Origin of the sequence: Ureaplasma diversum (genome assembly GCF_000941095.1) — a bacterium.
GTDB lineage: Bacteria > Bacillota_I > Bacilli_A > Mycoplasmatales > Mycoplasmoidaceae > Ureaplasma > Ureaplasma diversum.
Window position 1 is genome coordinate 931,951 of sequence record NZ_CP009770.1, and the last position, 22,855, is coordinate 954,805.

The 22,855-nt window shown below is 32.1% G+C and carries 34 protein-coding genes; 33 read left to right on the forward strand and 1 reads right to left on the reverse strand.

From position 1 onward, the window contains the following. Window positions 1-112: 112 nt before the first annotated feature. The 33 genes from JM47_RS03570 (at window position 113) to rplQ (ending at window position 21,654) form a co-directional block, all read left to right on the forward strand. Window positions 113-1,645: an ABC transporter ATP-binding protein gene (locus JM47_RS03570; protein ID WP_208894993.1), complete on the forward strand. Its 1,533-nt coding sequence runs from the start codon at window positions 113-115 to the stop codon at window positions 1,643-1,645. Continuing rightward, window positions 1,635-2,951, forward strand: a complete 1,317-nt coding sequence (locus tag JM47_RS03575; protein WP_222702326.1) for an ABC transporter permease — start codon at window positions 1,635-1,637, stop codon at window positions 2,949-2,951. Before JM47_RS03570 ends, JM47_RS03575 begins: the two co-directional genes overlap by 11 nt. Beyond that, window positions 2,938-3,792: an ABC transporter permease gene (locus JM47_RS03580; RefSeq protein ID WP_038101567.1), complete on the forward strand. Its 855-nt coding sequence runs from the start codon at window positions 2,938-2,940 to the stop codon at window positions 3,790-3,792. The genes JM47_RS03575 and JM47_RS03580 overlap by 14 nt, the downstream gene beginning before the upstream one ends. Before the next feature lie 3 nt (window positions 3,793-3,795). Then, window positions 3,796-6,117: a type 2 periplasmic-binding domain-containing protein gene (locus tag JM47_RS03585; RefSeq protein ID WP_208894994.1), complete on the forward strand. Its 2,322-nt coding sequence runs from the start codon at window positions 3,796-3,798 to the stop codon at window positions 6,115-6,117. Window positions 6,118-6,347: 230 nt separating this feature from the next. After that, a complete protein-coding gene (gene rpsJ / locus JM47_RS03590; RefSeq protein WP_038101566.1) occupies window positions 6,348-6,653 on the forward strand; it encodes a 30S ribosomal protein S10 in 306 nt (101 codons plus the stop codon). 30 nt (window positions 6,654-6,683) lie between these two features. Beyond that, the gene (gene rplC / locus JM47_RS03595) at window positions 6,684-7,400 is read left to right on the forward strand and encodes a 50S ribosomal protein L3 (RefSeq protein ID WP_038101565.1); all 717 of its coding nucleotides are present in this window, start codon (window positions 6,684-6,686) and stop codon (window positions 7,398-7,400) included. Window positions 7,401-7,410: 10 nt separating this feature from the next. Further along, window positions 7,411-8,046 carry a 50S ribosomal protein L4 gene (gene rplD, locus JM47_RS03600; protein ID WP_038101563.1) on the forward strand — a complete coding sequence of 212 codons (636 nt, stop codon included), beginning with the start codon at window positions 7,411-7,413 and terminating at the stop codon, window positions 8,044-8,046. A gap of 2 nt (window positions 8,047-8,048) precedes the next feature. Further along, the gene (gene rplW / locus JM47_RS03605; RefSeq protein ID WP_038101559.1) at window positions 8,049-8,354 is read left to right on the forward strand and encodes a 50S ribosomal protein L23; all 306 of its coding nucleotides are present in this window, start codon (window positions 8,049-8,051) and stop codon (window positions 8,352-8,354) included. A gap of 37 nt (window positions 8,355-8,391) precedes the next feature. After that, window positions 8,392-9,231 (forward strand): 50S ribosomal protein L2, encoded by an 840-nt coding sequence (gene rplB, locus JM47_RS03610; RefSeq protein WP_038101557.1) that lies wholly within the window; start codon window positions 8,392-8,394, stop codon window positions 9,229-9,231. A 23-nt stretch (window positions 9,232-9,254) separates the two neighbouring features. Next, window positions 9,255-9,521 (forward strand): 30S ribosomal protein S19, encoded by a 267-nt coding sequence (gene rpsS / locus JM47_RS03615; RefSeq protein WP_038101556.1) that lies wholly within the window; start codon window positions 9,255-9,257, stop codon window positions 9,519-9,521. Between the two features lie 21 nt (window positions 9,522-9,542). Next, complete coding sequence (gene rplV / locus JM47_RS03620; RefSeq protein ID WP_208894995.1) at window positions 9,543-10,514, forward strand: 50S ribosomal protein L22; 972 nt, start codon at window positions 9,543-9,545, stop codon at window positions 10,512-10,514. Window positions 10,515-10,530: 16 nt separating this feature from the next. Further along, window positions 10,531-11,316, forward strand: a complete 786-nt coding sequence (gene rpsC, locus JM47_RS03625) for a 30S ribosomal protein S3 (RefSeq protein ID WP_208894996.1) — start codon at window positions 10,531-10,533, stop codon at window positions 11,314-11,316. A gap of 14 nt (window positions 11,317-11,330) precedes the next feature. Further along, the gene (gene rplP / locus JM47_RS03630; protein WP_038101552.1) at window positions 11,331-11,747 is read left to right on the forward strand and encodes a 50S ribosomal protein L16; all 417 of its coding nucleotides are present in this window, start codon (window positions 11,331-11,333) and stop codon (window positions 11,745-11,747) included. Continuing rightward, complete coding sequence (gene rpmC / locus JM47_RS03635) at window positions 11,747-11,965, forward strand: 50S ribosomal protein L29 (protein WP_038101551.1); 219 nt, start codon at window positions 11,747-11,749, stop codon at window positions 11,963-11,965. Before rplP ends, rpmC begins: the two co-directional genes overlap by 1 nt. After that, complete coding sequence (gene rpsQ / locus JM47_RS03640) at window positions 11,965-12,219, forward strand: 30S ribosomal protein S17 (protein WP_051749346.1); 255 nt, start codon at window positions 11,965-11,967, stop codon at window positions 12,217-12,219. Before rpmC ends, rpsQ begins: the two co-directional genes overlap by 1 nt. Before the next feature lie 21 nt (window positions 12,220-12,240). Next, the gene (gene rplN, locus JM47_RS03645; protein ID WP_038101546.1) at window positions 12,241-12,609 is read left to right on the forward strand and encodes a 50S ribosomal protein L14; all 369 of its coding nucleotides are present in this window, start codon (window positions 12,241-12,243) and stop codon (window positions 12,607-12,609) included. A 14-nt stretch (window positions 12,610-12,623) separates the two neighbouring features. Continuing rightward, entirely contained in the window at window positions 12,624-12,956 is a 333-nt protein-coding gene (gene rplX, locus JM47_RS03650; RefSeq protein ID WP_038101543.1) for a 50S ribosomal protein L24, read from the forward strand. A 15-nt stretch (window positions 12,957-12,971) separates the two neighbouring features. Then, window positions 12,972-13,526, forward strand: a complete 555-nt coding sequence (gene rplE / locus JM47_RS03655; protein ID WP_208894997.1) for a 50S ribosomal protein L5 — start codon at window positions 12,972-12,974, stop codon at window positions 13,524-13,526. A 3-nt stretch (window positions 13,527-13,529) separates the two neighbouring features. Continuing rightward, on the forward strand, window positions 13,530-13,715 hold the full coding sequence (locus JM47_RS03660) for a type Z 30S ribosomal protein S14 (protein ID WP_038101533.1): 186 nt from the start codon (window positions 13,530-13,532) through the stop codon (window positions 13,713-13,715). A gap of 10 nt (window positions 13,716-13,725) precedes the next feature. Then, on the forward strand, window positions 13,726-14,124 hold the full coding sequence (gene rpsH, locus JM47_RS03665; protein WP_038101529.1) for a 30S ribosomal protein S8: 399 nt from the start codon (window positions 13,726-13,728) through the stop codon (window positions 14,122-14,124). A gap of 7 nt (window positions 14,125-14,131) precedes the next feature. Then, window positions 14,132-14,680: a 50S ribosomal protein L6 gene (rplF, locus tag JM47_RS03670; RefSeq protein WP_208894998.1), complete on the forward strand. Its 549-nt coding sequence runs from the start codon at window positions 14,132-14,134 to the stop codon at window positions 14,678-14,680. Between the two features lie 18 nt (window positions 14,681-14,698). Further along, on the forward strand, window positions 14,699-15,064 hold the full coding sequence (rplR, locus tag JM47_RS03675) for a 50S ribosomal protein L18 (protein ID WP_038101526.1): 366 nt from the start codon (window positions 14,699-14,701) through the stop codon (window positions 15,062-15,064). 16 nt (window positions 15,065-15,080) lie between these two features. Continuing rightward, on the forward strand, window positions 15,081-15,692 hold the full coding sequence (rpsE, locus tag JM47_RS03680) for a 30S ribosomal protein S5 (RefSeq protein WP_208894999.1): 612 nt from the start codon (window positions 15,081-15,083) through the stop codon (window positions 15,690-15,692). 13 nt (window positions 15,693-15,705) lie between these two features. Beyond that, window positions 15,706-16,152 (forward strand): 50S ribosomal protein L15, encoded by a 447-nt coding sequence (gene rplO / locus JM47_RS03685; RefSeq protein WP_038101518.1) that lies wholly within the window; start codon window positions 15,706-15,708, stop codon window positions 16,150-16,152. 62 nt (window positions 16,153-16,214) lie between these two features. Continuing rightward, window positions 16,215-17,639 carry a preprotein translocase subunit SecY gene (gene secY, locus JM47_RS03690; RefSeq protein ID WP_038101513.1) on the forward strand — a complete coding sequence of 475 codons (1,425 nt, stop codon included), beginning with the start codon at window positions 16,215-16,217 and terminating at the stop codon, window positions 17,637-17,639. Between the two features lie 9 nt (window positions 17,640-17,648). After that, window positions 17,649-18,281 carry an adenylate kinase family protein gene (locus JM47_RS03695; protein WP_208895000.1) on the forward strand — a complete coding sequence of 211 codons (633 nt, stop codon included), beginning with the start codon at window positions 17,649-17,651 and terminating at the stop codon, window positions 18,279-18,281. Between the two features lie 13 nt (window positions 18,282-18,294). Next, complete coding sequence (gene map, locus JM47_RS03700) at window positions 18,295-19,041, forward strand: type I methionyl aminopeptidase (RefSeq protein WP_038101506.1); 747 nt, start codon at window positions 18,295-18,297, stop codon at window positions 19,039-19,041. Window positions 19,042-19,062: 21 nt separating this feature from the next. After that, the gene (gene infA, locus JM47_RS03705; protein ID WP_038101504.1) at window positions 19,063-19,299 is read left to right on the forward strand and encodes a translation initiation factor IF-1; all 237 of its coding nucleotides are present in this window, start codon (window positions 19,063-19,065) and stop codon (window positions 19,297-19,299) included. A 17-nt stretch (window positions 19,300-19,316) separates the two neighbouring features. Continuing rightward, complete coding sequence (gene rpmJ / locus JM47_RS03710) at window positions 19,317-19,430, forward strand: 50S ribosomal protein L36 (RefSeq protein ID WP_038101501.1); 114 nt, start codon at window positions 19,317-19,319, stop codon at window positions 19,428-19,430. A gap of 19 nt (window positions 19,431-19,449) precedes the next feature. Next, window positions 19,450-19,848: a 30S ribosomal protein S13 gene (gene rpsM, locus JM47_RS03715; protein WP_038101499.1), complete on the forward strand. Its 399-nt coding sequence runs from the start codon at window positions 19,450-19,452 to the stop codon at window positions 19,846-19,848. 24 nt (window positions 19,849-19,872) lie between these two features. Continuing rightward, window positions 19,873-20,238 (forward strand): 30S ribosomal protein S11, encoded by a 366-nt coding sequence (rpsK, locus tag JM47_RS03720; protein WP_038101498.1) that lies wholly within the window; start codon window positions 19,873-19,875, stop codon window positions 20,236-20,238. 49 nt (window positions 20,239-20,287) lie between these two features. Further along, window positions 20,288-21,271 carry a DNA-directed RNA polymerase subunit alpha gene (rpoA, locus tag JM47_RS03725; protein WP_038101497.1) on the forward strand — a complete coding sequence of 328 codons (984 nt, stop codon included), beginning with the start codon at window positions 20,288-20,290 and terminating at the stop codon, window positions 21,269-21,271. A gap of 23 nt (window positions 21,272-21,294) precedes the next feature. Beyond that, on the forward strand, window positions 21,295-21,654 hold the full coding sequence (gene rplQ, locus JM47_RS03730) for a 50S ribosomal protein L17 (protein ID WP_038101496.1): 360 nt from the start codon (window positions 21,295-21,297) through the stop codon (window positions 21,652-21,654). A gap of 73 nt (window positions 21,655-21,727) precedes the next feature. On the opposite strand, the gene JM47_RS03735 is transcribed toward rplQ, so the two are convergent. After that, window positions 21,728-22,801, reverse strand: coding sequence for a DNA-methyltransferase (locus tag JM47_RS03735; RefSeq protein WP_222702327.1), 1,074 nt, complete (start codon window positions 22,799-22,801; stop codon window positions 21,728-21,730). Between the last annotated feature and the right edge of the window lie 54 nt (window positions 22,802-22,855).

Below are 22,855 nucleotides of genomic sequence, written 5' to 3' on the forward strand. Positions count from 1 at the left end.
AATGTGTTAAAATTTTATCTGTTTTCTAATTAAAATTAGAAGACATTTTTTATCTCGTCAATGAGCGAACAAATATATCAATAGATAGAGAATTAATTTTGGAGGACATTAAATGGAAAAACCTTTCCTACATCTTAGTGCTATTACCAAAACTTATGATGATGGATTTACAGCAGTTAATAATTTCGATTTAAAAATCAAAAAAGGGGAATTTGTTACCCTTCTTGGACCTAGTGGGTGTGGGAAAACAACAATGCTTAAAATGTTAGCAGGTTTTGAACAACCATCTAGTGGAAAAATTTTATACAACGGAGTAGATATTAAGGATATGCCGATCCGTTTAAGACCTACTTCAACAGTATTCCAAGATTATGCATTATTTCCAAACATGACAGTTAAACAAAACATTTTATATGGTTTGAAATTAATGCGTACACCAAAGGATAATATTGATCCAAGTATTTACACACAAGCAGAGAAAGTATTATTAAACTCAGAAAAGAAAGCAAACGAAAAAATCAAAGGAATCGCTAAGAAGCGTGAACAATTGCTTGCTGAAATTAAAAAAGTAGAAGCTAAATATAATAAATCAGCTGAGCTTTTAGAAATCAAAGACATGCGTCGTACTCAATTCATAGCTACGCTTGAAGAGTTATGAGAGCAACAAGAAAATGAAAGTGATCAAAGCAAAATTAATGCCATTGAGCTTCAAATCAAACAACTTAAAAAACTTTATAAAGATAAAAGTGCAATTGATAAAAAGTACGATGCTTTAATTTATAAATACAACGATCTAGATTACTGAGAATCATATTGATCAATTTATCCAGAAATTAAAAAAGAACAATTTGAAAAACATAATATTACAAGAAGATTAACTAAACAAGAAGCTAATGAAAGAGCTGAAAAAGTAATTGAGTTAATTGGTTTAAAACACAAAGCTAATAGTCATATTACTGAACTTTCTGGTGGGATGCAACAACGTGTTGCTTTAGCACGGTCAATTGTGATCGAACCTGAAATCATTTTATTAGATGAACCATTAAGTGCTCTTGATGCTAAGGTTCGTAAACAATTACAAGATGAAATTAAATCATTACATACAAAACTGGGTTTAACATTCATCTTAGTAACTCACGATCAAGAAGAAGCGTTAAGTTTATCTGATAAAGTTGTTGTTATGTCACATGGTCAAATTGAACAAGTAGGAACACCATCTGATATTTATGATTCACCAAACTCTTTATGAGTTGCTAACTTCATTGGTAAAACAAATATCTTTGAAGGGGTTTATAAAGATAAAGGTTCTGTTGAATTCGATGGTGTAGTTTCAGAAACTGATGTAGTTGAAGGTTTTGAAAAGGGTGAAAAATGTTTAATCATGATTCGTCCTGAAGACTTTGATGTACTTAAAGCTGGTGAAGGATCAATTAATGCGGTTGTTGAATCAGTTTTATACAAAGGTTTATTGTGAGATATTAAATGTCGTTACAAAGACATGATTATAAATGTTGAAGGTATTGATGAAGTTAAAGTTAATGAAACAATTGGATTAGATTGAGATGATATTGATGTTCATGTTATTAAATGAAATGATGAATATGATCAATATCGTAACAACAAAGTAGCTGATAATGAGAACTAGTCGATTCATCAAACGTTTTACTTTACGTCAATACATTATTACAACTAAAAGAAAAATTAGAAAAAATCGAATTGATCAAGCACAGTTTGAACAATTATTACCAATTGAACAAACACTTGATAACTTAGATATAATTCAACCAATTGATTTATCAACTCTAGAGTTATCTTCACTTAATTTACAACATGAAGATGCAAATAAAAATGAAGTGATGAATCAACTAGAAATCAAAACAGAAGAATCATCTAATCAATTTGATTCAATCCCATTAAATGATTTATTAATTAATGATCATGATCAATTATTAAATCAATCAAATACTGTAAATCAAAAAATTGATCTACAGATTCAAGAAGCTAATGCTAGTTTAAAAAAAGTTATTAAAAAGAAACCAAATAAGTTTTTACCAACTAAAAACAAAAAACCTTGGTTTGATCGTTTTAGATTAACAAGAGGGTTAGTGTTAACTATTCCTTATGTTTTATTAACACTATTCTTATTAATTATTCCAATTGCAGCGATTGTTATTAAATCATTTGTTCCTAACAATGATCCAACAACAGGGATTACAACAATTGCTGATAACTGAGCAATTGTAACTCCTGCAGTTGGTGAGAAGATCTTCCATTCATTATGGATTGCTGTTGTTGCTACTATTTTCTGTATCATCATTGCATATCCATTTACTTACTTCTTATCAATTAGTAAATCAAAGATGCTTAAGATTATTGCTATTACTTTGATTACAGCTCCAATTTGATTAAGTTTATTAGTTAAATTAATTGGACTTAAAACATTGTTTGATGTGATCCATGGTGAGATCAATAGTACATATGGGCATATGTACACTGTCATTGGTTTAACATACATCTATTTACCATTTATGATGTTACCACTTTATAATACTTTAACAACAATGCCAAAAAACATTACTAATGCTAGTTATGATCTAGGGCGAGGCTTCTTTTATACATTCTTTCATATTGTTATTCCATATACAAAAAATGCTTTATTATCAGGAATATCAATCGTCTTCTTATCTTCATTCACATCAGTTGCTGTAGCTGGTTTCTTAAATAACAGTAATAGTGGTGGATCAATTGGGGATGAGATTGCTCAACAAGGACAAGCTGGTATTGCTAATGTGATCCAACTTTCAAGAGCTTCAACGCTTACTTTAGTAATTAGTTTAGTATTAATTGGTTTATATTTAATCTTTGTTTTAGTACCAAAGATTTGAAAACTAGTTGCTTATAAAAGAGTTTGAAAAAAGAAAAACAAGGAGGTAGATAATGAAAAACTTTAAATTTAAAGATTTATGAAGAACTTCGTATATTTGAATCGTTTTAGCTGTTATTTACATTCCTTTAATTATTATTGTTTTATTATCTTTTACAGCCCCTTCTGTTAAAAACAATGTTACATCTGCTTTTAATTGAAATGATGGAAGTAACTATTTATTATTAGATAATGAACAATTTAAAAATGCTTTATTAAACACTGTTATTATTTCTGTAATTGTTGTCCCAGTATCAGTTATTATTGCTGTTATTACTTGTTTTGGGATCTGGTATGCTCGAACTTTCTATAAGAAAGCAACTATGTTTAGTTCACAAACTAACATTATGATTCCAGATATTATTACAGGGGTATCTTTATCATTATTATTTGCATCAACATTTATCCCACTAGGATTTAGTTTTGGTTTTACAACTATTATTCTTTCACACATCTCATATTGCACACCTTATGCAATTGTGATTATTTATCCAAGAATGGTAAAGATGAACAAAAACTTACTATTAGCAAGTTATGATCTTGGTTATAGTAAACTTGCTACTTTCTTTAAGGTAACATTACCTTATATTATGCCATCAATTATTTCATCAGTTATTATTGTGTTTGCAATGTCGTTTGATGACTTTATTATTACTAAATTAGTTGGTGGTAAGGTTAATACTATTAGTACTGAACTTTATTCAATGGCTAAAGGGATTAAGATGTGAGCTATTGTCTTTGGTTCATTGATGATTTTAGCGATGATCGGAATCGTATTTATAATTGCTTTAGTAAAATTATTAAAAGATAATAAGTTAAGAAAAGCTAATATTAATGAGAAAATGAAGATTTGAAATAAGCAGGACTAAAAGATGAAATTAAAAAGTAAATGACATAAATTATTATTAGGTGCAGGTTGTTTAACTTTAATTGCTCCGATCGCAGCTGCTTGTAGTTCAAACTCAAAACTTGTTTTTAGTAACTATGATGGATACATTGATCAAGATGTTGCTAATGAGTTAGCTAATGAACATAAAGAAAATGGTTTAACATATAACTCACACGATAATAATGAAGTAATTCCTGGTTTAATTAAATCAAAAACAGTTGATGTAGCTGTAGTTTCAGCTTATACTGCTGTTGGTTTAGCTAAGAATAAATTAATTCAAAAAATTGATTGATCGCAATTTAATATTATTAATCCAGAAACTAAAAAGAAGATCACAACAGTTGATGAATTAGCTAGTATCTATACAAAAGAAGTATGAGCTTTCTCTAGTGTTTATGATCACTTATTAGGTGATATTGATCAAGATGGTAAACCTGATCGTTTAATTGAATACATGGTTCCATACTTCTTCCAAGACTTTATTTTTGCTTATCGTGGCAAAAAGATCGATCATTTACACAACCCAAACACAACTTGAGAAAACATCTATCAAGAATTAACTCGTAAGGGTGCAGATAACCGATTCTTAAAAGAAAATGAAGCTCAAATTGGAACCGCTGATAAACCACATACAATTAAAGCTAATAAATCAAAGATTACTTTAATTGATGACTCACGAACAGTTTATGATATTGCTAAGATTATGGATCACGAAGGAAAAAAACGTGATCAAGTAATAGCTGAAGCAAATAAACAAATCAAAGAACTACAAGATGAGATTCAAATTACAAAAGAACTAATTAAAACTCCTAACTTATCAGAAGATATTGTTCAACAAAACAAAGAACGATTAGCTAATTTAGAAGCTAGATTAAATTTCTATAAATTAAATCTAAAACCAAATGTTTCTTTACCTAAAAATAGTACAGTAACTGAAATCATTGATAAGTTTAATAACATAACAAATCACTTTAAGGATTTACCTGCAGATTCACACAATCTTAAAGCTTCATCAAATGACTTAATTAACGAATTAGCAACTGGTCAGTTTGCTGCTGGTTTATCTTATAATGGAGATATCTCATTTGCTTTAAATGGGGGAGAATATTTAAGTGATGATGAATCATCTGAATATGAAAACATTAGACCAAATGCTGATAACTTTCATTTCATCAGACCAAAGAATACTTTAAAAGTATTAGATGGATTTGTAATTAGTAACTTCATTGATCCAGTTAATATTGATGCAACATATAAATACATTAATGATATTTCATTCTCTGGTCTTAACTTACCTGATTATGATGGTTCACCAGCTATTTTACGATGAGATATGAAAATCCATCGAAATAAAACTGATAAAGAAATTCAGGATTATGAAAATAGTGATATAAATCAAACAGAAGAAGGGGAGTTACTTAATGATATGGGATATATCTACAAATCAATGCGAAACTTTGATTATGTAGCTTACACCCCTGTTCTACGTAGTATCTACGATCACTTATTAGATGCTGATGAAGGATATTATGGAGCTAATTCATTCCAAGAAGATGAATTCAAAAAACGATTAGTAAAAGCGTTCTTAAAAAATGGACAAGCTAAATATACTCATAAAAAAGAACGACAAACAAAACATGCTAACTTATCAACTCTAGCAGAACTTGTAATGCATCTACACAGTAAATATAAAGAAGAAAACAAACCATTTAGTCTTACTAATGAAATGTTAGATGATGTTTACAAAAAACTAACTCTTGTTTATGAACTTAAAAACAAACAAGAAGGAAATGAACCAGTTGAAATAGAAACAGTTGTTGATCAAAACAATGAAACTGAAATCGATTTAAGTAGTTTAGAACAAGATCAAGAATATGTTTTAACTAGTGTTAAAAATAGTGATGGTACTGAACTTGCTTTAGATGCATTCAATAGTATTAAATCAATTACTAAAAAAGAAAATGCAGAAAACTTAACAGCTACTTTAGCAGCTAATTATGATCAAATTAAAGAAGAAGATAAAATAGTTAATCAAATTAAAACAGCATTAGCTAATTTAGGTGTTAATTTAGATAATAAATATAAAGAAACGATCTTTAAAACTTTAAATGAAGAAGTTTATAAAGATATTGATCAGTTTATTGAACAAAAACAAAAGTTATATGCACTACAACGTGAAATTATGAAAGTTGACTTTAGTGCAGATCCAAATAGTAATGATCCAGCTTTAATTGAGTTCCCAACAAACGATCTATCACTTGCTAATTTAAAACTTGCTTACATTGATTTTAAAAAGAAAGCATAAAACATTCAAACAACCCAAAAACCAGGGTTGTTTTTATATTGTTTTTTGAGTTAAATAAACCATTAAAAAAGGGTTGCAAAAGATATCGTTTTATTGTATAATTGTAAAGATTGTTGCTTGTGAGATTGCTGATACACCGAGAAAAGTTGTCAAAAGGCATCAGGTAACTCATAAAGTAAATAATTCAACGATTCGCATACAAATATCAATGCATCAGGAGACAACAAAAAATGAATCAAGAATTAAGAATTAGATTAGAGTCATACGATCACAGATTATTAGATGATACTGTGAAAACAATCGTTGATATATCTAATAGTACAGGAGCAAAGGTAAGAGGTCCAATCCCATTACCTACTAAAAAAGAAATCTTTACAATCTTACGTTCACCACACGTTAACAAATCAAGTCGTGAACAATTTGAAAGAAGAACACACAAGCGTTTAATTATTTTAGAAAACGCAACTCCAAAAACAATGGAAGCTCTTAAACGTTTAACAATTCCATTTGGTGTTGAAGCTACCTTCAAACTTTAATTTATTTTTCATTAGGAGGAAACGATTCATATGAAATCATTACTAGGAACTAAAGTAGGCATGACACAAGTTTTTACTGAAGAAGGTAAAGCTGTTGCTGCTACTGTTATCTATGTTGAACCAAATAAAGTACTAGCAGTTAAAACTAATGAAAAAGATGGTTATAGTGCAGTGCAAGTTGGTTATGAAACAGTTAAAGAAAAAACTTTAAACAAACCTGAACTTGGATTATTCAAAAAACTTGGCTTTGAACCAAAAAGACATGTTAAAGAATTTAGAAATCTATCAAGCACTTATGAAGTTGGAGCTGAATTAACAGTTAGTGAATTTGCAGCTGGTGAATTAGTAGATGCTCAAGCATTAACTAAAGGACACGGATTTACAGGTTCAATCAAGCGTCATAACTACAAAATGGGACCAATGGGTCATGGTGCTGGATACCCACACCGTTATGTTGGTTCAATTGCTAAAGGTCGTGGGGGTTCTCAAGCTCAACGTGTTCTTAAAGGAACTAAACTTCCAGGACACTACGGTCATGAATTAGTAACTATTAAGAATTTATTAGTTTTAAGCGTAATGCCAGAACAAAACGTAATCTTAGTTAAAGGAGCAATTCCTGGTCCTAAGGGTTCAAATGTAACACTTAAATCATCTAATAAAGCAAGACACATTGTAAACGACCCACAAGTTGTAAACTACTTAAAGAAACCTTCAACTAATGAAGAACAAGAACAAGCAAGTGAATAAGGAGTAAATCATGGCAAAAATTAAATTATTAACAATTGATGGTAATGTTGCAAAAGATCTTGAAATTACTTCTGACTTATTTGTTGAACAACCACACAAACAAGCAATGTTTGATGTTGTCATTAGTGAAAATGCAGCAGAACGTCAAGGAACACACTCAACATTAACTAAGGGTGAAGTTCGTGGTGGTGGTAAAAAACCATTTAGACAAAAACATACAGGACGTGCACGTGCTGGTTCTACTCGTAACCCACACTGAACTGGTGGGGGTGTGGCATTTGGTCCTAAACCAAACCGTAACTACACTAAGAAAGTGAACCGTAAGATTCGTTTATTAGCATTCAAGTCAGCTTTAAGCGTGAAGTTAATGGAACAAAACTTATTTGCACTAGAAGCTAATGCTAAATTAGAAGTTCCATCAACAAAGAAAATTGTTAACTTCATTTCAAATGCAAACTTAGATAACAAAAAAGTTTTATTTGTACTTGATGATAATAATGAAAACATTTCAAAATCAGCAAACAACTTACCAAAGGTTGTTTCAAAGAAATGAAACCAAGTATCAGTTCGTGATATTTTACATTCAAATGTTTTAGTAGTAGCTGAAGAAGCGTTTGCTAATTATGCTAGAAAGGTAAGTCAATAATTATGGAAATTACAAGAATCATTATTCGTCCACATGTAACTGAAAAAACTTACCAATTACGTGAAAGTGAAAAGCAAGTTTTATCATTTGTTGTTGATAAAAAAGCAAACAAACACCAAATCAAAGAAGCATTCATCGCAATCTTTGGACAAAAACCTGAAAAGATTAGTACTGTGTTACGTAAACCGACAGTAATTAATAAAAACCGTCCAAACCAAGGTTTTACAAAAGCAAAGAAAATTGCATATGTAACAATGCCTAAAGGTGTTAAAGTTGGTCAATCTGAAGATCCAACTGATACTAAATAATAAATATAAATAACAGTCGAAAAGCAAAGAGGCAATTATGGCAGTTAAAAAAATTAAAAACCATAGTAGTGGTAAACGCCAAACGGTTGTTGTTGATTACAAATCTGTATTAACAACAAGCAAACCAGAAAAATCATTACTAGTTACTTTACCTAAAAAAGCTGGTCGTAACAACCAAGGTAAAATTACAATTCGTCACCACGGGGGCGGACACAAACGTAAATATCGTGTAATTGATTTCAAACGTAACAAAGATAACATTGTTGGTGTTATTAAATCAATCGAATACGACCCAAACCGTACTTCATTTATTTCATTAGTAGTTTATGCAGATGGTGAAAAGCGTTACATCATCGCTCCTAAGGGAATTAAAGTTGGTGATAAAGTTGTTTCAGGAACTAATAATGTTGACATTTTAATTGGAAACTCATTACCACTTGAATTTATTCCTGAAGGTACATCAGTTCATAACATTGAACTTTACCCAAATGCTGGGGGACAAATTACAAGAAGTGCTGGAGCAAGTGCACAAATTCTTGGGTTTGATGAATCTAAGAAATTCGTATTAGTTAAATTAAACTCTGGAGAAGTTCGTAAATTTAGAAAAGAATGTCGTGCAACAATTGGTGTTGTAAGTAATGAAGAACACATTCTTGAAAATTTAGGAAAAGCAGGTAAATCACGTCACTTAGGAATTCGTCCAACAGTTCGTGGTTCTGCAATGAACCCAAATGACCACCCACATGGTGGAGGTGAAGGTCGTTCACCAGTTGGTATGGATGCACCTCGTACACCTTGAGGTAAACGTCACATGGGTGTGAAAACACGTAATAGTAAAAAAGCTTCAACGAGCATGATTGTTCGTCGTCGTAAGTAATATAGAAAGGAATATAGGTCGTTATGGCTAGAAGTTCAAAAAAGGGTGCTTACGCAGAACCAAGTCTTCTTAAAAAGGTTGAAGCTGCAAATGCATCAACTTCAAAAAAACCAATTAAAACTTGATCTCGAAGAAGTCAGATTTTCCCAAACTTTGTTGGTCTAACTTTCGAAGTTCACAACGGAAAAACATTCATCAAAGTTTATGTTACTGAAGACATGATTGGTCATAAGTTAGGTGAATTCGCACCAACGCGTAACTTTAAAATGCATACAGAAGCAAAACGTTAGTAAGAAAGGAAAAGATCAAAAATGACATCAAAAGTTATTCAACGAAATATTCATATCTCACATCGTAAAGCTTCTCTTGTAATTGATTTAATTCGTAACAAACCAATCGATGAAGCGATTAGAATCTTACAACACACACAAAAGAAATTTGCTCCAATCGTGTTGAAGTTATTAAACTCAGCAGTTGCTAATGTAACTAACAACAAAAAAGATATGGATCCTACTAATTTATATATCTACAAAATTGTAGCTAACCAAGGTCCAACAGCAAAAAGACGTAACTTCCGTGCTAAAGGTTCAGCTGATATAATCTTCAAAAGAACAACTCACTTAGAAATTGTACTTTCAGATGATAAAGATGAATTAGCTAAAGAATTAGCTGCAATCAAAGCAAAAAAAGCTAAATCATCAACTCCTAAAGAAACAAAACCTGTTGAACAACCTAAAAAGGAAACTAAAAAGGAAGCTAAAAAGGAAGCTAAAAAGGAAGCTAAACCTAAAAAAGTAGTTGAACCTGTAGTTGAAGAAAATGAACCAGTTGATCCTGAACTATTAAAGCGTGAACAAGAAGTATTAGTTGTTGTTGATGAAAAAGATGACAATGGTGAAGAAGTTAAAACTGAAACAATCATTATCTCAGCATCACCAAAGGTTGTTAAAGAATTATTTGACAATCCAGAAAAAGATGTTTTATTCTACAAAAACACACCAGTTAATAAAGTATCACGTGTAATTGTTTATGCAACTGCTCCTGTGCAAAAAGTTGTTGGTGAATTCGATTTAGAATTAATCGACAAAGGTGCTGTTTCAACAAACTGAAAGAAATACAGCAAGCGTTCAGTATTATCTAAAAAAGATTATGATGTTTACTACACTGGTAAAGATCAAGCACATGCTATGGTAAGTTCTAAAGCCTACAAATACCGTAAACCAAAAGCACTTAGTGACTACAATATGAGCAAGGGACCAAGTGGGTTCCAATACTTAAAATAATTAAGGGGAGAAAAATATGGGTCAAAAAGTAAATCCTAATGGTCTAAGATTTGGAATTAACAAACAATGAGTTTCTCGTTGAGTTCCAGCAGACAAACAACAAATGGGTAAGTGACTAGTTGAAGATCACAAGATTCGTACTTACCTTAATACAAAGTATAAAAACGCTGCAATTGATCACATCGAAATCGAACGTGACCAACAACGTATTCACGTTTATATTTATGCTGTACAAACGGGTTTATTAATCGGAAACGAAGGTTCTGAAAAGAAAGCAATCGAATTAGCGATTAATAAAATTGTAGGTCGTAAAATGAACGTTTTCATGCGTGCTGTTGAAGTTTATGCACCAGAATTACAAGCTAATTTAATGGCTCGTGAAATTGCAAACGCAATTGAAAACCGTGTTTCATTTAGAACTGCTCAAAAAGCGGTTATTAAAAAAGTACTTAAGGCTGGAGCTAAAGGAATTAAAACTCATGTTTCTGGTCGTTTAGGTGGAGTTGAAATGGCTCGTGAAGAAGGATATTCACAAGGGGTTATTACACTTCATACATTACGTGCAGATATTGACTACGCACTAGCTGAAGCAAAAACAACTTATGGTATTATTGGTGTTAAGGTATGAATTAACCGTGGAGAAATCTTTGGTAATAAATTAATTAACAATGTAGAACACAGTATTGCAAAAGCAAGTGAACGTGCAGCTAAAAACCGTCGTAATTCAAACCAAAAACCATTTAATAAAAACAAGCGTTCAAGCAATAAGCCATCAGCAAGCCAAAGCGCAGCTAATGAATAAGGAGGAAAATACAAATGTTACAACCAAAAAGAACAAAGTATCGTAAACCACATAAAGTTAGCTACGAAGGTAAGGCTAAAGGAAACCGTAACGTTGACTTTGGTGAATACGGATTAATGGCTTTAGAAGGAGCATGAATTGATGCTCGTCAAATCGAATCAGCTCGTATTGCGATTTCAAAACGTTTACTAAAAACTGGAAAAATGTGAATTCGTATTTTCCCACATATGTCACTTACAAAGAAACCACTTGAAGTACGTATGGGATCTGGGAAAGGTAGTCCAGAAAAATGAGTTGCTGTTGTAAAACAAGGAACTGTGATGTTTGAAATTGCTAATGTTTCAGAAGAAATGATGAAAAAAGCATTACGTGCAGCAGGTAACAAGTTACCAATTAAATGAAAAATTGTTAAAAGGGGAGAAGCTAACTAATGAGTAGTGTTGTTCAAGACCTTCGTAAAAAAAATAGTGCTGAGTTAGAACAAATCGTTGTTGATTTAAAAGCTAAATTACTAGAACAACGATTTGCAGCTGCTAATGGTGAAGCTGTAAAACCTCACACAATTAAAGAAATTAAAAAAACAATTGCAAAAGCATTAACAATTTTAAACGAACGATCACTAGCTGAAGAAAACAAGGAGGCTAAATAATGGAACGAGCACGTCGTAAGGTATTAGAAGGTTTAGTTACTTCTGATAAGATGCAAAAGACTGTTGTTGTAACAGTTGAAACTAAAAACAAGCACCCATTATACCGTAAACTTGTTATTACTCACAAAAAGTACCACGCACATAATGAAAACGATGATGCAAAACTTGGTGATAGAGTTGAAATTACTGAAACAAGACCATTGAGTGCAACAAAAAACTGACGAGTTAGTCGAATTATTGAAAGAGCACGTTAGCAACTGATAAGGAGAAAAATTATGATTCAATTTATGTCTAGATTAAAAGTTGCAGATAACACTGGAGCACGTGAAGTTGGGGTCATCAAGGTATTAGGTGGTTCAAAGAAACGATATGCATCAGTTGGTGATATTGTTGTTGTATCTGTTAAGAAAACAACACCAGCAGGAATGTTTGCTAAAGGGCAAATGGCAAAAGCTGTTATTGTGCGAACAAAAAAAGCTGTGCGTCGTGAATCAGGTTTATTATTAAAATTTGATGAAAACGCATGTGTAATTATTAAAGAAGATAAAACACCACGTGGTTCACGTATTTTTGGACCAGTTGCACGTGAAATTCGTGACCGTGGTTTTGTAAAAATTGCATCACTTGCAAAGGAAGTACTTTAGGAGGTTAACGAGTAATGAATCGTATTCGAAAAGGCGATACTGTTGTTGTAATTTCTGGTAAGAACAAAAACAAGTCGGGCGTTGTTACGAGCGTTAACTTACAAGATCAAACAGCAATTGTTGAAGGTGTAAATAAAATTAAGCGTCACCAAAAACGTGACCAAGCACACCAAGAAGCAGGAATCATTGAAAAAGAAGCACCAATTCGTATGTGCAAACTTGCCCATGTTGATCCAAAAGGAAAAACAAAGGGTCAAGCAACAAGAATTAAATATGTTATTAAAGATAACAAGAAAATTCGTGTAGCTAAGAAGTCAAATAACGAACTTGACGGTGCTAAGAAATAGGGAGGAGCATAAGATATGGCATTTTTAGAAGATTTATACAACCAAAAAGTTGCTAAAGATTTACAAAAAGAATTTGCTTACTCATCTGTAATGCAAATCCCAAGAATCGAAAAAATCGTAATTAATGCAGGAATTGGAAATGCAGTAGCTGATAGCAAACACCTTGAAGCTGCAGTTAATGAATTAACTTTAATTACAGGTCAAAAACCAGTTGTTACAAAAGCTAAGAAATCAATCGCGACATTTAAATTGCGTGCAGGTCAAGGGATTGGTGCAAAAGTAACATTACGAGGTAATCGTATGTGAGCTTTTATGGAAACATTATTTAACATTGCATTACCACGTGTTCGTGACTTTAAAGGGATTTCAAACAATGGGTTTGATAGCCATGGAAACTACACACTAGGTATTCGTGAACAAATTATTTTCCCACAAGTTGTTTATGATGATGTTAAATCAGTGCGTGGCTTTGATGTGACATTTGTTACAACAGCTAACACAAAAGAAGAAGCTCGAGCTCTTTTAGTAGCGCTTGGAGCTCCATTCCAAAAACTTAAAGGAGACAAATAATTTATGGCAAAAAAATCATTAATTGCAAAGCAAAAAAAGCACCAAAAATTTGCAGTTCGTAACTATACACGATGCCAAAAATGTGGTCGTCCGCACGCTGTAAATCGTAAATTCGGAATTTGCCGTTTATGCTTTAGAGATTTAGCATATGCCGGTGCAATTCCTGGTATTAAGAAAGCATCTTGATAGGAGGTTATGTATGTACTTAGATCCAATTGCAGAATTAATTACAAAGATCAACAATGGTCGAAAAATGCGTAAACAAGAAGTTACATTTGCAACTTCAAAGCTTAAAACATCAATTCTAGAATTATTGGTAAATGAAGGTTACATCAAATCTTTTGAAATCAAGCAATTACCAAACAACAAATCTGAAACGATTGTTAAATTAAAATACAAAAACCAAACAACTTCATCAATTAACGGCTTTAGACAAATTTCAAAACCAGGACTTCGTATTTATTCAACTCACAAAGAATTACCAAAAGTTTTAAATGGTCTTGGAGTTGCAATCATTACAACATCTAAGGGTGTTATGTCAGATAAACAAGCTAGAAAGGAAAATGTAGGCGGGGAAGTTATCGCTTACATTTGGTAATTAAAATATGTCTCGTATTGGAAATCGTGTTTTAACTATCCCAGCTGATGTTAAAGTTACTGTTAATAGTGATAATGTTGTAGTAGCCGGAAAAAGCGATCAATTATCAGTTGCATATCCACCTGCTTTAATCCAAGTTAAAGTAGAAGATAACAAAGTAACTGTTGTTCGTGTTAATGATGAAAAACAAACAAAAATGTTCCATGGAACTGTTAATGCAAACATTGCGAACGCAATCTATGGTGTAACAGTTGGTTGAAAGAAAGAATTAGATATTAAAGGGGTAGGTTTTAGAGCAAAAGTTGAAGGCAACAAATTAAATGTTGGTCTTGGTTTCTCTCACCCAGTTATTTTAGATATCCCAACTAAATTAACAGTTAGCACACCATCTCAAACTGAAATTAGTATTGTTGGTGCAGATAAAGCAGAAGTTGGTGCATTTGCAGCTACAATCCGTTCATACCGTTTACCTGAACCATACAAAGGAAAAGGTGTGATGTACAAGGGTGAACGTATCATCCGTAAAGCTGGTAAGACAGCTGATAAGAAGAAATAGAAAGGCACTAATTAGTTTATGAAAAGAATTAACTTTAGTCGTAATAAACAACGTTTGATTCGTGCAAAACGATTACGTATCCGTATCCGTAAATTACAATTAGTTGCTGATCGTTCAGTATTAGTTGTAACTAAAACAAATGCACATATTTGAGCTCAACTAATTGATTACAACACAAACAGAACACTTGCATCATCTTCATCTGTTCAACTAAAGCTTAAGAATGGAAACAAAGAAAATGCTAAGTTAGTAGGTGCTGATATTGCTAAGAAAGCTTTAGCACTTAATATCAAACAAGTAATCTTTAATAAATCAGGTTCTAAATTCCATGGTCGCATTAAAGAGTTAGCTGATGCAGCTCGTGAAAACGGGCTAGAATTCTAATAAAGGAGCAGTTATTATGGAAAACAATAATGTTGAACAAAAAGTAGTTGAAACAGCTTTAGCTGCTAAAACTACAACTAATGAAAAAACAAAAGCTGCACCAAAAAAAGAGTCAGCAAAAAAAGTAAGCTTTAAAAAAGAATCAACACCAACAAGTAGTTTTGAAGAACGTGTAGTTAAAATTAAACGTATTTCAAAAACAACTAAGGGTGGACGTATGATGCGTTTTAGTGCATTAGTTGTAATTGGTGATAAAAAAGGAACTGTAGGGTTTGGAATGGGTAAATCAAACGAAGTTCCAGATGCAATCCGTAAAGCAATCAAGAACGCAAACAACAATCTAATTAAGATTAAACAAACTAAAAAAGGTTCAATTTACCACGATGTTAATGGATGTCATGGAGCAGCTAAAGTAATGTTATTACCAGCTCCTGAAGGTACAGGAATTATTGCTGGTGGACCTGTGCGTGCGGTTGTTGAGTTAGCTGGATTTAGTGATATCTATACTAAATCACGTGGTTCAAACTCACCAATGAACGTAATCCGTGCAACAATTGATGGTTTATTACAACAATTTACTCCACAAGAAATTGCTCGTTTACGTGATAAAGAATTAAAAGATTTATAATGGAGCTTTGGTCATGCAACTACATAATTTAGAATATAAAAAAGGTTCTCGTAATCACAAAGCAAAACGTGTGGGGCGTGGACATGGTTCTGGGTTAGGTAAAACTTCAGGACGTGGACAAGATGGTCAAAAAGCACGTAAATCAGGACAAGTGCGATTAGCTTTTGAAGGGGGTCAAACTCCACTTTATCGTCGTACTCCAAAAGTAGGATTTAACAACGATAACTTTGCAAACAAATACAACGTTGTTACTCTTGCTCAAATAGCACAATTAAGTGAAAAAGAAATTACACTTGAAGTTTTAGCTGCAAACCGTTTACTTAAAAACAAACAATGAGATGTTAAAATCATTGGTAATACACAAGTAAGTGCAAAAGTTGTTTACGCACACAAATTCTCTAAGGGTGCATTAGACGCTTTAGCTGCTTCTAAAACGAAAGTAGAAACTATAACAAAATAATTAATATTGTTATAAAATGTATCTTATCACGATGTTAGTTATGCTATAAAGGGGATCAATAAATGAATACACAACCGAAGAAAAAAAACCATTTTCGATCGTTGTTTTTGATCTTTAAAAATAAGAAGGTTTTAATTTCTATCATTGTTACACTTAGTATTTTAATCTTATTTCGAATTGGTTCAGTTATCCCTTTACCTTACATTAAATTAAATGGTAATTTTAATTCACAAGGTTCTTTCTTCTCAATTATTAACTTACTTGGGGGTGGGGGTTTATCCCAATTTTCAATTTTTGCCATTGGGATTGGACCATTTATTACTGCACAAATTATTATGCAGCTATTATCAACAGAACTTATTCCCCCACTTGCTCGCTTGCAAAAATCAGGTGAGCGGGGACGAAAAAAGATTGAGGTTATTACAAGAATTATTACCCTTCCCCTTGCAATTATGCAAGCGGTTGTTATCATTAACTTACTAACACGAAACAATGGATTTGTATCAATTGCTCAAAATGCTCCATTCCAAGCTGGATCAGCACTATTTTATTGCTTATACATTTTTGTAATGGTAGCAGGTACTTATATCGCCTTATTTTTAGCAGATTTAATCTCTAAAAAAGGTGTTGGTAATGGTGTAACTTTACTAATTTTAACTGGGATTGTAGCATCATTATTTAATCAGTTTAGTGGTATCTTAAGAAACTTAGGAGCGATTAGTAATGAACGAACTAGTCAAATTATTGGTTTCTTATTATATATAATGTTTTATTTGATGATCTTAATTGGTGTTGTTTTCATTAATAATTCAACTCGTAAAATTCCTGTGCAACAAACAGGACAAGCGTTGATTTTAGATTACAACAAATTACCTTATTTACCAATTAAGATTATGACCGCAGGTGTGATGCCAGTCATCTTCGCTTCAACCATCCTTGCTATTCCTGCTCAAGTTTCTGAGTTTTTAGATCATAGTTCACATGGTTATTTCATAATCCAGAATTATTTCATCATTGATTCTTGAACTGGTTTAGGAATTTATGTCATTCTAATTCTTTTATTTACATTCTTCTTTTCATATGTTCAACTTAACCCACCAAAAATGGCTGAGGATATTAAAAAAGCAGGAAGATTTATTCCTGGAATTAAAGTTGGACTTGAAACTGAAAAACACATAACTAAAATTATTCACCGAATGAATTGAATTGGTGCTCCAATTCTAGCCTTCTTAGCAGCCCTTCCACACCTTGTGGCGTTAACTGCAAAAACAATTAATAATAATGTACCTGTGATTCAATCAGCTCAAATTTTTGGTGGAACATCATTAATCATTATGGTAACAGCCACACTTGAATTATGAAATGCAATTAAATCAGCAAGTACAACAACATCATATTCATACCAACGTAAAGAGCTTGAAACAGCAATTAGTTTAAAGAGTATGAATGAAAATGATGCTCAAAATAAAAAATCACAAATTTGGTAGGAATAAATTATGAAAATTCTATTAATTGGACCCCCAGGTAGTGGGAAAGGAACAATTAGCGAACTATTAATTAAAAACGATCAGTTTATGCATGTGTCAACAGGAAATTTATTCCGTGCCATCTTAAAAGAAAATTCAACATTAGCTGAAGAGATTAAGGATTTAATGCAAAAAGGTGAATTAATCCCTGATCACATCACTAATAAGGTAGCAGCGAATGCTATCCAAAAATTAATCGATAATAATCAAGATTTTATTTTGGATGGTTATCCGCGAACATTAAATCAAGCAGATTACTTAAGTAATTATTGCCCACTTGATTATGTGTTTTATTTAGATATTAACCATGATCAATTAATGAAACGTTTAGTTGGGCGTTTAACTTGTAGTGATTGTAATGTTGTTTATAACATTTATTTCAAACCTCCACAAACAGCTAATTTGTGTGATTATTGTAATCGAACACTTACTAAACGAAGTGATGATAATGAAGTCTCTGTACAAAACCGTTTAGCTGAATATGAGAAATTAACATTACCATTAGTAAAGTATTATAAAGAAAAGAAAAAATTAATTACTATTGATGTTGATTGCAAAGTTGAAGAAGCTTATGCAAAAATCAAACAACAATTATTAAAATAGAAAGTTAACTAGCATGATTATTATCAAAAGCCAAGATGATATTAATAAAATCAGAACCGCTGCAAACATTTGAAAAAAAGTAAGAGAAACTCTTATTAAAGCTACTAAACCAGGTGTTAGTTTAAAAGCACTTGATCAGTTAGCTAAAGAAACAATAGAAGCAAATGGTGCAGAGTGTGCATTCTATAATTACTTAGGCTTTGCTGGTAATATTTGTATTTCAGTGAATGAGTGCATCATTCATGGAGTCCCAACCGATTATGTACTTAAACATAATGATAAGGTCACATTTGACGTCGGTGTAAAGTATGCAGATCATTATTGTGATGCAGCTTTCACTATGATCTTAGGCGAAAATGTGCAAGCACATGCCATCTCTAAAGTTTGTTATGATGCAATGATGGTGGCAATTAATTTAATTAAACCAGGCACTAGCACCCATACAATTTCAAAAACAATCCAAAGACATGTTCAACAAAATGGCTATCATGTAATTCGTGATTTTGTTGGTCATGGTTGTGGTAATCAAATTCATGAAGATCCAATGATTCCTAACTATCGATCTTTATTGATACCAAATGCAATCTTACAAGAGAACATGGTTATTTGTATTGAACCAATGATCTTAACTGGATCAAATGAATACTTTATTGATCCTAATGATCAATGATCTGTTATTGCTAAAAACCGATTAATGACATGTCATTGAGAACATATGGTGCTTGTAACAAAAGATGGGTTTGAAATTTTAACCGAATAATTTCTTATAATGGAGAATAACATGAGTGATAATGACAAACTAAAAATGTCTGGAAAAATCGTTGAAGTTTTACAAGGGGGCAACTTCAAAGTTCAACTTGAAAACGATATTGTAATCACTGGTCACGTATCAGGTAAAATGCGTATGCACAAGATAAACATTTTACCAGGTGATACTGTTGATGTTGAGTTAAGTCCTTATGATTTAACACGTGGCCGTATAATTTTTCGACACCGTGATGTAATTAAAAGAACATAACGAAAGGATAAGTTTTAATGAAAGTTAGAGCTTCAGTAAAAGCGATCTGCAAAGATTGCAAAATTATTAAAAGAAAAAATGTTGTGCGTGTAATTTGTGCAAATCCAAAACACAAACAACGTCAAGGATAAAACGAAAGGATAGTAGAATATGGCACGTATTTTGGGAGTAGATATTCCTAATGATAAACGAGTAGTGATTTCATTAACATATATTTATGGAATCGGAAAATCAACTGCAAAAGCAATTTTAAAACTAGCTAACATTGATGAGAACATCCGTGTTAAGGATTTAGCTGAACAACAAATTGCTGACATCCGTCGTGTTGCTCTTGAATATGTAACGATTAATGGTGATAAGTTACAACTAGAAGGGGATTTACGTCGTACAGTAGCAATGAACATTAAACGATTAATGGAAATTGCATCTTATCGTGGGATCCGTCACCGTCGTGGTTTACCAGTGCGTGGGCAAAGAACTAAAACTAATGCTCGTACACGTAAAGGACCAAGAAAAACGGTTGCTAATAAGAAGATTGAATCTAGATAATAGCTTGAAAGGAAAATACAACAGATGGCTAAAAAGAAAAAACTTAGTTTCACGAATGGTGTTGCATACATTCATGCAACAAAAAACAATTCAATCATCACACTTGCTGATGAACAAGGAAATGTCCTTTCATGAGCTTCTTCAGGTTCAATTGGCTACAAGGGTTCAAAGAAGAAAACACCTTATTCAGCTGGTGTAGCAGCTGAAGCTGCTGCTAAAGCTTGTATTGAAATGGGTTTAAGAAGTGTTGAAGTTCGTATTAATGGAACAGGTGCAAGCCGGGACACTGCAATCCGTAGTTTACAAGCAGCAGGTCTTGAAGTAAGTAAGATTCGTGATGTGACACCAATTCCACACAACGGATGTAGACCACCTAAAAAACCACGTTAATGACTGATTTCAATAACATGTTTAAATACACGCAAGGAGAAGCGAATTAATGCAAAAATTTTTAAAGTACAATATTGATGTACCTACGATCACTGAAACAAGTACAAACCGTACTCAAATTAAAATCCACCCATTAGAAACAGGATTTGGTGATACGTTAGGGAACGCATTACGTCGAATTTGCTTATCTTCAATTCCTGGAGCATCAATGTTTGCTGTTAAATTCGGTGGTAAATCACACGAGTTCCAAGGCATTCAAGGAGTAAAGGAAGATTTAACGCACATCATTTTAAATTTAAAAGGATTAGCGATTAAGATTAATACTGATATTTTCAATGAAGAATACTTTGAAAATTTAATTATTGATAAGTGACCAAAATTAACTATTCGTTTTGATGGTCCTGGAATTATTACAGCAGCTGATATTGTATGTCCAGTTGGGTTTGAAATTGTTAACCCAGACTTATTTATTGCTGAAGTAACTGAAAAAGTTGATCTTGAAATCGAAATTTATGCAAAGACTGGTCGGGGACGTGTTGACTTTATTGCTAATAAAGATTTAGTACCAACACTAAACATGATTCCAACAGATTCAAACTATTCACCAGTCATTCACTTTGCTTACAATGTTGAAACAATTAAGGATTCTAAGAACTCAGTATCTGAAATCTTAACAATTGATATTGCTACAAATGGAACAATATCTGGATCTGATGCAATTGCAATTGCAGCAAGAATCTTACAAGAACACGTTCAACCAATTGTTAATATTAATGAACGAATTAAAGAATTAATTGTAACAAGAGAACGTGAAGAAGAAGAGAAACGAGTTAACGCTTCAATCCAAATTGATGATTTAGATTTAACTGTTCGTGCATATAATGCTTTAAAACAATCAGGAATTAATTCAACTGCTGAGTTAATTGAAATGACAAAATCACAACTAGAAAAAATTAAAAATCTAGGGCGAAAATCAGTTACTGAAATTATTCGTAAGCTAGCTGAACGTGGGCTAGACCTTAAAAAAGATTAATAGATAAGAATAAGGAGATAGCTATGAGTTACATTAACAAACCAGGTAAAACGCGTGCATGACGTAAAATGGTAAGCCGTCAACAAGTTAGTGATGTAATTAGTTATGGTTCAATTGTAACAACAAAAACCAAAGCTAAAGAAACACAACGTCATGTTGATCACATCATTACGCTTGCGAAGAAAAACACTTTAGCATCAAGACGTGCAGCTGCAGCAATCTTAATGAATACAAAAGATTTAAGTGCTGACCAACTTTTACAAAAACTATTTAACGATCTTGGTCCTAAGTACGCTAATCGAAACGGTGGTTATACTCGTGTTATTAAACTTGGTACAAGACCAGGGGACAACACTGAAGAAGCTGTTTTACAATTAGTATAATTCTAAATTAATAAAAACAAACTCATAGCCTTAGATGGTTATGAGTTTTTTGTTTACTTAAGATTTAAATTGATTAGTTATTATTTACATATTGATATCTTAAATCATTAATACTAACAAGATGATTATCTCTTAAAACATAAAAGTAATCTCATCCGTTATGATTAATTTGGTTTAGAAAGAATGCACTCATTTTATGGATTGATAAGGGTTCATTATCTTCAAATACAACCTTACCATTAGCTAGTAGTTTACATTGAAACATTTGATCTTTTGAATAAAGTGTTTCGTTGACAAATAAATAATTTGCAGCTATTAGTTGTTCAATACTTATTCTTGGTGGTTTAGTTTCTAGTTTTAAAGAGTTGTAATCATTAATAGTTGGAATAATTGCATTGATCCGATCAAATGCTGCTTGAACATAACTTGGGTCTTTTTCAATTCCAATTCAATTTCGGTTATTATATTTAGCTGCAGCTGCAGTTGTTCCTGTTCCAAGGAATGGATCTAAAACAATATCATTTGGTTTTGAAGCTGCAATAACGATTTTTTCTAGAAGTTCATAAGGTTTTTGAGTTGAATGAAGTTTTTTGTTATTAACATCTTTTAATCGTTCATTACCTGAACAAATAGCTATATCTCAAACTGAACGTTCTTGTTTGTTATTATTTAATGCTTTTAATGTTTTGTAGTTAAAAGTAAACTTAGCATTCTTATTTTTAACTACTCAAAGAATCGTTTCATGAGCATTACATAATCTTGTTCCAGCAAAATTGGGAACTGGATTCTTTTTGTTTCAAATAATATCATTAATAAATCAAAAACCTAAGTTTTGGAGATGATATCCGATTCGGTAGATGTTTTGAAATGATCCAATAACAAATAATGAACCATCCTTTTTAAGAATTCTTTTACACTCTTTTAATCAACTGAGAGAGAATTGATCATAAGCTTCATAATCATCAAACTTATCTCATTCATCATCAATCCCATCAAAAACAGAACCATCAAATCTTAATAAAGTTCCTGTTGTTTGCATAAAATATGGTGGATCTGCAAAAATTAGATCAATGCTATCATCATCTAACTCTTTAAGTTTTTCAGTAGCATCTCCTAGCATAATAGTATTTAAATACTTCTGTGTCATTACTAAAACCTATTTTATATCTATTGTTAAATTATATAAATTTAACTAGCTTAA